The organism is Psychrobacter sp. Sarcosine-02u-2 (assembly GCF_002836335.1).
GTDB classification, from domain to species: Bacteria; Pseudomonadota; Gammaproteobacteria; order Pseudomonadales; family Moraxellaceae; genus Psychrobacter; species Psychrobacter faecalis.
In genome coordinates, this window is the sequence record NZ_PJBX01000005.1 from 1 (window position 1) to 8925 (window position 8925).

At 40.1% G+C, this 8925-nt stretch carries 11 protein-coding genes; 5 read left to right on the plus strand and 6 right to left on the minus strand.

Annotated elements, in window-relative coordinates; genetic code table 11:
* Positions 1–44: 44 nt before the first annotated feature.
* Together ppk2 and CXF58_RS00420 are read left to right on the plus strand one after the other, a co-directional pair.
* On the plus strand, positions 45–1124 hold the full coding sequence (gene ppk2, locus CXF58_RS00415) for a polyphosphate kinase 2 (protein ID WP_228706493.1): 1080 nt from the start codon (positions 45–47) through the stop codon (positions 1122–1124).
* A 231-nt stretch (positions 1125–1355) separates the two neighbouring features.
* Positions 1356–1913: a hypothetical protein gene (locus CXF58_RS00420; RefSeq protein WP_145989761.1), complete on the plus strand. Its 558-nt coding sequence runs from the start codon at positions 1356–1358 to the stop codon at positions 1911–1913.
* A gap of 73 nt (positions 1914–1986) precedes the next feature.
* On the opposite strand, the gene CXF58_RS00425 is transcribed toward CXF58_RS00420, so the two are convergent.
* The 5 genes from CXF58_RS00425 to CXF58_RS00440 form a co-directional block, all read right to left on the minus strand.
* A complete protein-coding gene (locus CXF58_RS00425) occupies positions 1987–2688 on the minus strand; it encodes a hypothetical protein (protein ID WP_102076235.1) in 702 nt (233 codons plus the stop codon).
* A gap of 289 nt (positions 2689–2977) precedes the next feature.
* Positions 2978–4012 carry a replication initiation protein gene (locus tag CXF58_RS00430; protein ID WP_102076236.1) on the minus strand — a complete coding sequence of 345 codons (1035 nt, stop codon included), beginning with the start codon at positions 4010–4012 and terminating at the stop codon, positions 2978–2980.
* Positions 4013–4299: 287 nt separating this feature from the next.
* Entirely contained in the window at positions 4300–4860 is a 561-nt protein-coding gene (locus tag CXF58_RS14155) for a hypothetical protein (RefSeq protein WP_416375557.1), read from the minus strand.
* Positions 4861–4863: 3 nt separating this feature from the next.
* A complete protein-coding gene (locus tag CXF58_RS14160; protein ID WP_416375558.1) occupies positions 4864–5409 on the minus strand; it encodes an MbeB family mobilization protein in 546 nt (181 codons plus the stop codon).
* A gap of 695 nt (positions 5410–6104) precedes the next feature.
* Entirely contained in the window at positions 6105–6446 is a 342-nt protein-coding gene (locus CXF58_RS00440; protein ID WP_102076238.1) for a plasmid mobilization protein, read from the minus strand.
* A gap of 267 nt (positions 6447–6713) precedes the next feature.
* Here CXF58_RS00440 and CXF58_RS00445 point away from each other — a divergent pair, with 267 nt between their 5' ends.
* Complete coding sequence (locus CXF58_RS00445; RefSeq protein WP_102076239.1) at positions 6714–6884, plus strand: type II toxin-antitoxin system HicA family toxin; 171 nt, start codon at positions 6714–6716, stop codon at positions 6882–6884.
* A gap of 350 nt (positions 6885–7234) precedes the next feature.
* Positions 7235–7654, plus strand: coding sequence for a type II toxin-antitoxin system HicB family antitoxin (locus tag CXF58_RS00450; protein WP_102076242.1), 420 nt, complete (start codon positions 7235–7237; stop codon positions 7652–7654).
* A gap of 169 nt (positions 7655–7823) precedes the next feature.
* Here the strand turns inward: CXF58_RS00450 and CXF58_RS00455 are convergent, their stop codons facing one another.
* Positions 7824–8354: a hypothetical protein gene (locus CXF58_RS00455; protein ID WP_102076240.1), complete on the minus strand. Its 531-nt coding sequence runs from the start codon at positions 8352–8354 to the stop codon at positions 7824–7826.
* A gap of 237 nt (positions 8355–8591) precedes the next feature.
* On the opposite strand from CXF58_RS00455, the gene CXF58_RS00460 reads away from it, so the two are divergent.
* A complete protein-coding gene (locus CXF58_RS00460; protein ID WP_102076241.1) occupies positions 8592–8849 on the plus strand; it encodes a hypothetical protein in 258 nt (85 codons plus the stop codon).
* Positions 8850–8925: the final 76 nt, after the last annotated feature.

Consider the following 8925-nt stretch of genomic DNA (forward strand, 5'->3'; position numbering starts at 1 on the left):
ACAGCCTCTTAAAAAAGCCGATACGCAAAACAAAGGTAATATTTATGGGTAAGACAAAAGTTTTATTAAGAAAAATGAGGCAAGTCATTTTTGGCTCTGAAAAATTGTTGATGACAGAACCGATTACAACCGCTGATTTTCAATCTCTAACGACTAAGGAGGATTTAGATCGGTACAATCAGGAACAAGCCATTCTTTCTGAGCGCATCGAAAAAGACATTCTTGATGATGAACTGCGTCGGAAAATGCACCAAGACTTAATCGATACGTATGATGAAGAACTAGAAAACGAAATAGATGACTATGCACGTGACTTTCGTTTTAACGGACGTGAGATGAGCGAGCAAGAAAAACTGGATCGACGTACATACTTTCATGAATTGGTACGACTACAGCGAGAACTTATAAAACTACAGGATTGGGTAGTTGATCGCGGTGAGCGTATCGTCGTCATCTTTGAAGGGCGGGATTCTGCTGGTAAAGGTGGCGCCATCAAACGCATTACCCAGCGGCTGAACCCTAGAGTTTGCCGTGTTGCAGCCTTACCTGCTCCAACGGAACGCGAGCAAACACAATGGTATTTTCAGCGCTATGTTGCGCATTTACCAGCCGCAGGTGAGATCGTATTGTTTGATCGCAGCTGGTATAACCGCGGCGGTGTTGAGCGGGTCATGGGGTTTTGTACAGATGCGCAGTATGAAGAGTTTTTTCAGTCGGTGCCAGAATTTGAGCGCATGCTAGTGCGATCAGGCATACGCTTAGTAAAATATTGGTTTTCCATTACCGATGACGAGCAACATGCACGCTTTATGAGTCGGATATATGACCCACTGAAACAGTGGAAGCTCTCACCGATGGATTTACAATCACGCCGACGCTGGGAAGACTACACCAAAGCAAAAGAGACCATGTTCGAGCGCACTCATATCCCTGAAGCACCATGGTGGGTAGTTGAGGGTAATAACAAGAAGCGCGCAAGACTAAACTGTATCGCTCATTTACTTGAGCAAATCCCCTATAAAGAAGTACCGCGCGATGAGATTGAGTTGCCCGAACGCAAGCGCGATGATGAGTATTACCGCGAGCCAATTCCCGATGATATGTACGTGCCACCGCGCTATTAGCCAAATGTATGCCTGTATAATCAAAATATTCTAAAAACGCGACGGTATTGCTGATATTAATTTTTTGTAGCCTCTGTCTGCGCAGGCACAGCAAGCAAGAAAAATTGATATCAGCAGTGCATGATGTATCGATATTACTTTTCACTCACTATATATCCCGTAAACATTCATGTTGGTTATGGAGAATATAGACTTATACCTCTGGACTTGATTGATATCAGTGAGGAGGAGTTGGATGAGGTACTTAGGTACGATCCAGAACAGGCATATCATGCGATATATAATGTTTGTGACGTATATGATTTTGGCTATGGAGCTAATGACCTTATTACGAGAGATTCCTCTGCTAGTGATTTATTAAAAAATGCTCTTTCAAATATTACCGCCACATCAAGGGTTTTATCAGATTCAAACAATATTGAAGGGATGATTCCAGTATCTCTTGTTGCTATAGAGTTAGCTTTTAAAGCTGCCTTTACACATATTGGATATGAAGAAAGTTTCATGAAAAATAAATTAGGACACAATTTCAAAAAAATGGCATCTCTCTTGGTAAAAGAAAGATCTTTAGATAGCGATAAGCAAGTAATAGAGCTATGTGAGAATCTTCCAGACCTTGTAGGTACTCGCTATAGACCTAGTGAGCTTACAAGACTCAAAATGATTGATGTTGCTATGGCAGCACAATTCATCGCTGCTGAATGTACACGTAGAATAACTGATAGAAATTTAGCTGCACAAATAGTACAGCAAACAGGATTTCCTAGAATATATAAATTTCAGAAGTAAGGGTGTCCTAAAGTTTGTGTAAGTAGTAATGCAAGCTAAATACCAGTTACACAGAATGCGGGATGGGCTCTCTCTAAGATTTCTTAGCTGTAAGATAATTACCATTTTCGCTCCAAAACTCTAGATCACCTGCTTTATTAATAACATAATACTCTTTTGAATCTCTTACATCCTCGAGTTGAAGCTTAACCCCTTCATCAGTTTCGGTTAGTTCATACTCTTTGTCTGAACCCTTCGTGTCATAGATTGTTTGCATATAAGCTTTGCCACCTTTCATATATGCAACTATTTTATAATCTATTCCATCACTTACCATCCAACTTCCTAATATTTCACCTTCTGGCAAAGGCATACTCTTTAATCGCTCATAATCCGCAGCATTCTTTCCCATAATATGTATTTTAAGATCCGGATTATAGTTAGTTGTTGCCCAAAACGCTTGGTCTAATCCTTCACCGGCAATCCGATAACCTATAAAAGTACGTTCAACTTTTGCTTTAGATAGATCATAAATCTCTTGTGCTAGAACTTTAAGAGAATCTTCATCTGTTCGCGAAGCTAGCTGCACCTCTACAGTACGCTTAACATTACGTAGCACTTCGTCCTCTACGATCTCATACGACGGTATATTTAGAGGAGTGCTTTTCAGCTCACCGGCATCAGAAGCCTCAGGAGCAGAGATAACCTTTCCAGACTTATCAACCTCAGGATCAGAACAGGCGGTAAGTGTTAAAAGAACCGTTACCGCAGCAACAACTCCCAGTCTTCCAAACATAAGATTCTCCATAAGAAAATAGGCCGACCTGTACGCATGTGTGTAAATAAGTAGATGCAGATATACATACAGGCCCCAGTGATAAGGGGCATCAGCAAAGAACACAGTATACCTAAAACAGTAAGAATAGCCTAAGCAGCCGAAAATAGGATCTAGAGGCAGAGATAAGGACACCGACTCTCTGTTATCTATGTTTGATTTATAGCCCCAATCCCACAGACAGAATACTACAGTACGGCAGCGCACAATGCAGCCACCGCACCCCTACGGGGGGTTTACCTGATTAGGCTTATCTGGTCTCATTCTTTAAACGTCTGTAATACGTTGAACGGCTTACACCCATTAGCTTCCAAGGCATTTTGTCGTTCTCTGTTTTTGTCTCATTTGTCTCACATTTCTTGTTCTTATAATACGTTGACCGGCTGATTCCAAGATTTTCCCAAGGCTTTGTTGTACGCTCTGACGTTGGAACAGGCTTACGTTTGGACTTCTTACCGCCCTTACTGCCTTTTTTAGCTTGACGCGCTTTAAAACGCTCGTGATAGATGCCTGTAAACAGCTTCCCTTTGCAAAACTTTGTTATCGACTTCGCTATACCTGCTACTTCCAAAGCGCCTAAGGGGTCAGAGAATGAGCTATTAACATCCATGCACATATTTAGAACCTCTCGGTACAGTGCATCAGAGGTATATTTTTTGGCTATGCGGTATGCTCTATGCCGTACTGTATCAAACGTGCTGGTATTGCGTCCGTATAAGTCATCATTACCTGCAGATGCGTCGCTATGATCAATTTTTTCTAAATCTAGATAGTCCGCTAAATCGTGTAGATCATACTCCCCTACACCTGTGACAAACACTTCGTGTGCATTACTAAGTACGTTTTTAGCTAACCCTCCCGTAAACCCTCTATCGCCGTCTAATACTCTTACGAGGGCTTGCTCAACAGCTAAGGCAAAGAATATTTCTTGCTGTTTTGCTGTTTGATAAAAAATATTTTTTTTCAAGAGGTAAATATAGTGACAGTGTCCATTCTGGGGGTTTCGAGCGATTGCGGTGGGCGGCGGTATTCCAATGTCTGAATACGCAAATACAGCGTTGTCATAGTCGAGATCTATAACAATGAATTTAGTGTTTGATGGGTAGTTATAGCTGATGTATGCGAATGTATGCCCTGACTGTGCGTTAACAGGGTTTTTCTTGCGATACTGGGTATTATTTTTGATTGTGCTACACCTAAGCGTATTAGGTAAGGCATTGTAGATAGTAGAAAGCTCTGGGTTTTGCTTCCAATTGTCAGGATTGACCTGTTTCAAAAGTTCCATGTGCGCGCACGCTTGTGTTAGCACAGTAGCTTGGATATAATACAACTCACCACAAGTAAGTATTATATCTGTGCTACCACGCAGATTAAGATTATCTAACCCCTAGTGCCTGCAAGCATTGGGGGTTAATCGTTTCTGTAGTTTACACTTATTCGTTGATATCTTCAATCCCTTGTCATACAAGGGCTAGATACGTTTGGGTATACTATTTATTCATCTTCCCATCCTTGGAGAACGTGATTTTTTAGGCGTTATAGCATGAGCAATTTCTTGCTCTTTAGACTGTATTAAAGCTCTGGTTTGTTCAGCAATTCGTCTAATATCCTCGATTCCACCGTCAATTTTTCTTGTAAGGCTGTTATTTTCGCTTGTGAGTCTGCTATTTTCGCTTGTGAGTCTGCTATTTTCGCTTGTGAGTCTGTTATTTCGCTCTGCGTACTCGCTAATGTGTTCAATTTGCTCTCTAATTGCGTCGTATCTCTCTCTATATATTCGGGCGGTGTTATCGTACTCTGATACTCTTTCAACGTCTCTGCTAGTCGATTTTGCGTGTTGGCTAAGGCGAGTAATTGCTCTGTTATACTTTCCTGTGTCTGTGCGTGCTCTTTCCGATAATTTTTCCAGATAACCCATTCTTTGGTGTACTTTTCCATCGACTCTTTCAACGTATTGAATAGCATCGGCAAGTGTTGCATCTCTTGTGTCTGCGTCTGAGCTAATTTGTTCAATGAGGCTGTCAATTCTGCTATATCTTGGTCTTTGTCGTCTAGCATCTGCTCTTGCCGTTTGATCGTGTCCTGCTGTGATTGTAGGGCTTGTTGTACTTGGTCTAGTAATCTCTTGTCCATAACTTACCTCTGCCCGTAGTTTATCGGCTGCTGCATCTGTGTTTGCGGTTTTTGAATGATGTAGATCGGTTTTGAGAACTTGTTGACTGATACTGCCCCTATGATGATGCCTAGCACCAGTATCGTAAGTGCGACCAAACTGGCTACGATTGCCCATTTCTTCATTTCTGATCTGATGACCTGCGCGATCCTGTCCTCTCGCTCCTCTATCAGCTGCGCGATGTGCTGTGTGTAGCTCTCTATCATCGTCTCTGTCTGTTCTGCGAGTTGGTTTAAATCTTGGGTTAAATGGGCTTGGACGTTGCTCATATAGTTTTCGAGGGCTGTACTCATATCGGTTTGATGCTTTGCTAACATCGCGAGCAGCTGCTCGTTGCTCAAGTCGAGGCTTTCCATGCCTTGCTTGATGATAGTCTCGCTTTCTTGTAATTTCGCTGTCATAAAGCTGTTTAGCTGCATCGTAGCGTTCTGTACTTCTTGCTCGATAGTCTTCGCTTGCTGCTGTGACTGTGTTTTGAACTTCTGGGCTAAACTTAAAACTTCGCTCATATAATCCGCCTGTCAGCCTAATATTTCGTTTTCCTGTTGGGTTCTTAATGGAGATCGCTTTGTCCGTCTCTCTTGCTATCTCAAAGCCACCATCAGTGAGGGCTTGAATAACATCGTCACGATTGGTTATCGCACCCTCAATTACCAATGCTTGTAGACCGTCAGTAATGGCTTGCCTAGCGTCTTTGATCTCTCTTGGTAAGTTGTCACGCTGCGCCATTAGTCGCTTATTAGCTGGGTCGCTTGGGTCTGTAAAACCATACTCGATGTTTTGCATGTCTTTCCATGCGTTGACTCTGCGCTTATCAACGCTGTGTACGTACGGCTGAAACGCTCGGCCGTGTTCTAAATCGACATTAGCAAAGACAAAGTTCAGCTCTAACCGGCCTTTGTCTCTATGCTCAATCCAGCTAACGCTTACCCTATCTACGTCTAGTCCTGCTCGAATGGTCTGCTCAAAGCCGTCCATCAAGGCATTTTTTTGTTCTGTAGTGACCTCGTCGGCGGTCTCGGTGAACGATAAACAACCACTGGTATATTTTTGCTTGAAGTCGAGGCTATCAATGAGCAAGGCTTGATTGTCTATGTCGCCCCTCAATACTTCGGCACCAAGGCGTTTGCCGTCTGGCTGCTCTTTATCTTTGAGCAAGTAATCAAACACGCCTTTACTACCACCAGTACCACGAGTGAAAAATTTAACGATCATCGGGCACACTCGATGCTAATGCTTTGTCTAGCGAGGTCTGTAAATTGAGCAAGGCCATCAACACTGAGTTACCCACCTCTTGCCCTGCATTGGTTTGTTTGGCTATTTGGTTGATGTTGATGCCGATGCGGTTAATAGCTCGTACTAACTCAGGATCTACTTTATGTACTACTTGTTTAAGAATAGGAGTTGGCGGTGCTATTGGTTGATCAAAGGCTAATTGTCTAAGATAAGTCGACATATCAATGTCACCTGCACGTTTTTTTATCTCGGCTATTTCATCAGGGTTAGCCCTTATCTTTATAAATTTCTTCCTAGCAGAGTTAACCATAATGACCTCACTTTTAGGTTATTAGCTTTTGCTTTTGGGGTTAAGGGGTTCCCCCTTACCGGCATGCCTTGGGTCAATAGTAACGGAGTGGATATTGTACCCACGGTATATGCTGGCTTATTACAAGCTAACAAAAATTAGATTGATTATCAACACTTAAAAAACATTTTAAAGCATGTTCAATTATTTATTTTTTTATAAACATTAATGTTTACTTTATAAGCATTAATGTTTATAATGGAAGGTGATAATAAGTAAGGAGCCAATTTGAAAAGATTAGATTTTATTAAAGAGCTCAAGGAGCTAGGTGCTACGTTTGGAGAAGGCAGTAAACATCAAAAAGTTTATTTGAACGGTAAGCAATCAACCATACCCAGGCACAATGAAATTAAAAACTTCACTGCCAAAGAGATAAGGAAGCAACTAGGTATTATGTGACTGTTATACATCCCATTGGGAATTAGCCTTCAATGGGATGTAATACCACATTGATATAGCGACTTAATAAAATACTTAATTATTATCATAGAGTGGCACTATAGATGAACCGTGCAAGGATCGTCTGTCGAAAGCTTAAACAACAACAAACCAAGGATTATGTCTTCTGGTAGTTTCTTTGTAAGAATGAATATATTTATATATAAATTCCTTAAAAAATATTAGAAAGCTAATACAGATAGACATAGAGAACATACTAAAGAGACATCACTAAGCTAGAAACAATTCAATGATCTATCATAATAAGCATTATGGTAGATAAAAATCTGATTCTAGGTGGAGCTAACAACATGAAATACGCCGCGAAGTTTATAAAAGATGAAGATGGTTTTGTCGTAACTTTCAGAGATATTCCAGAAGCTATTACTCAAGGTGATACCTATGAGGAAGCAGTCGAAATGGCAGAAGATGCTTTACTTACAGCAATGGATTTCTACTTCGAAGATAATCGTCAGGTACCCCTACCTAGTAAGCCTGAAAAAGATGAAGTAGTAATTAATCTCCCAGCAAGTGCATCAACTAAAATAATGCTTTTAAATACTTTGCTAGAGAGTCGTGTAAGCCAAGCTGAACTAGCTAAACTAATGGGTATAAAACCTCAACAAGTAACAAGAATAGTTAATCTAGAACATACTACGAAAATAGATACTGTAGAAAAAGCTTTTAGAGCATTAGGCAAAGAGTTAGATTTTTCTGTCGCCATGGCTTAAAAAGCTTAAAAAAAAGAAGCCCTCGTTTAGGAGGGCTTCTTTTTTTTAAGCTAAAATATTTTCAATAGTAATATTTTCTCTAAGGAGACCATCCCGAATTCTGTGTAACTGCCTAGCTATCTAAAATCAGCAGTACCTTTGTATCTCTAAGATTAATAAATGAACTGTTTTATTTAGTCATAAACAAGTTGCTCGCTACTTCTTCTTTCTTAGCCTTGAAACTTCTATCAACTACCGAGTAAATACTATCTTTTAATGGTCTATATCCTTGTAAAGTTTGTTTTTCCTCCCCTATAACAAGGGTGTATGGTGTGGTTTTAAAGTTTGAGCTGAGGTAAGTAATGTAAGTCCGAATTATGAATCTATCCTTACCAGCTTGATAATTATCTATCTTATCGTAGGTTGTTTTATTCTCTTCAGATACACCCTTGTTTCTTTGATTGTTCAAATCTACTAGTGCTTTAGCTATTGGCTGAGACGATTCATAGAAACTAACGCCTTCAACAAACTTATCTTCATTACCAGCATAGTCTAGCCATACAATATCAATCATAACATTTTCGGCAAATACCTTGCCTAAATCAACTACTCCAGCATCAGATTTCACTATCGTTTGTGGTTCATACTTAAGATAGAAAGTAGCTGCTGCTACTGAAGCTATTATTGAAAAACACAACGCTATTACTTGCCAATTTTTCATTATTAGTAACCTATGACGGTGTAGTTGCATACTCTAAAGACAGCATAGTCTAGCCGAAATAGGATATAAAAACACTATACCCCAAGAGAACCAGCTGTTTCACCCTTCAAGCATATTAACAGACTACTTAAAGCAAACTGTTAATATGGAACTATCTATAACAGACTTTTGAATTATAGGACTGGTTACTGTGCTTTTTTTATCATTAGCCTATAAAAAACAGATAGGAACTACAGAATGACACCATTAAATATGGAGTTTGTACGGGAAATAGATGCCAAATTGATACAGGAAGATATAGCGCTTTTCTATCGCCCAGAGTGTGTAGTAATAGAATGGCTAAAAGTTAATGGATATCAAGAAGACTTCCTAAGTCAATATTATCGAGAGTTAATTATTGAAGCCAAAAATCTTTATTTAAAAAAACATCCTAAAGGCGATTTTTCTTATCCACCTATGTTCAGAGGTGCGGCTGCTATAGGAGATATGGTATAGTCAAAGAACTTATAAATAGCCACACAGCCATAAGAAATAAAAGAACAGTGTGTCAACGCAATCTAGCCGCCACTCT

Bases quoted from the DNA above. Each gene is read 5' to 3' on its own strand.
- CXF58_RS00430 (WP_102076236.1), bottom strand. From the start codon at position 4,012: ATGGAACTTTTGAAACAGGTCAATCCTGACAATTGGAAGCAAAACCCA.
- CXF58_RS14160 (WP_416375558.1), bottom strand. From the start codon at position 5,409: ATGAGCGAAGTTTTAAGTTTAGCCCAGAAGTTCAAAACACAGTCACAG.
- CXF58_RS00450 (WP_102076242.1), top strand. From the start codon at position 7,235: ATGAAATACGCCGCGAAGTTTATAAAAGATGAAGATGGTTTTGTCGTA.
- CXF58_RS00460 (WP_102076241.1), top strand. From the start codon at position 8,592: ATGACACCATTAAATATGGAGTTTGTACGGGAAATAGATGCCAAATTG.
- CXF58_RS00440 (WP_102076238.1), bottom strand. From the start codon at position 6,446: ATGGTTAACTCTGCTAGGAAGAAATTTATAAAGATAAGGGCTAACCCT.
- CXF58_RS00455 (WP_102076240.1), bottom strand. From the start codon at position 8,354: ATGAAAAATTGGCAAGTAATAGCGTTGTGTTTTTCAATAATAGCTTCA.
- ppk2 (WP_228706493.1), top strand. From the start codon at position 45: ATGGGTAAGACAAAAGTTTTATTAAGAAAAATGAGGCAAGTCATTTTT.
- CXF58_RS14155 (WP_416375557.1), bottom strand. From the start codon at position 4,860: ATGGACAAGAGATTACTAGACCAAGTACAACAAGCCCTACAATCACAG.
- CXF58_RS00425 (WP_102076235.1), bottom strand. From the start codon at position 2,688: ATGTTTGGAAGACTGGGAGTTGTTGCTGCGGTAACGGTTCTTTTAACA.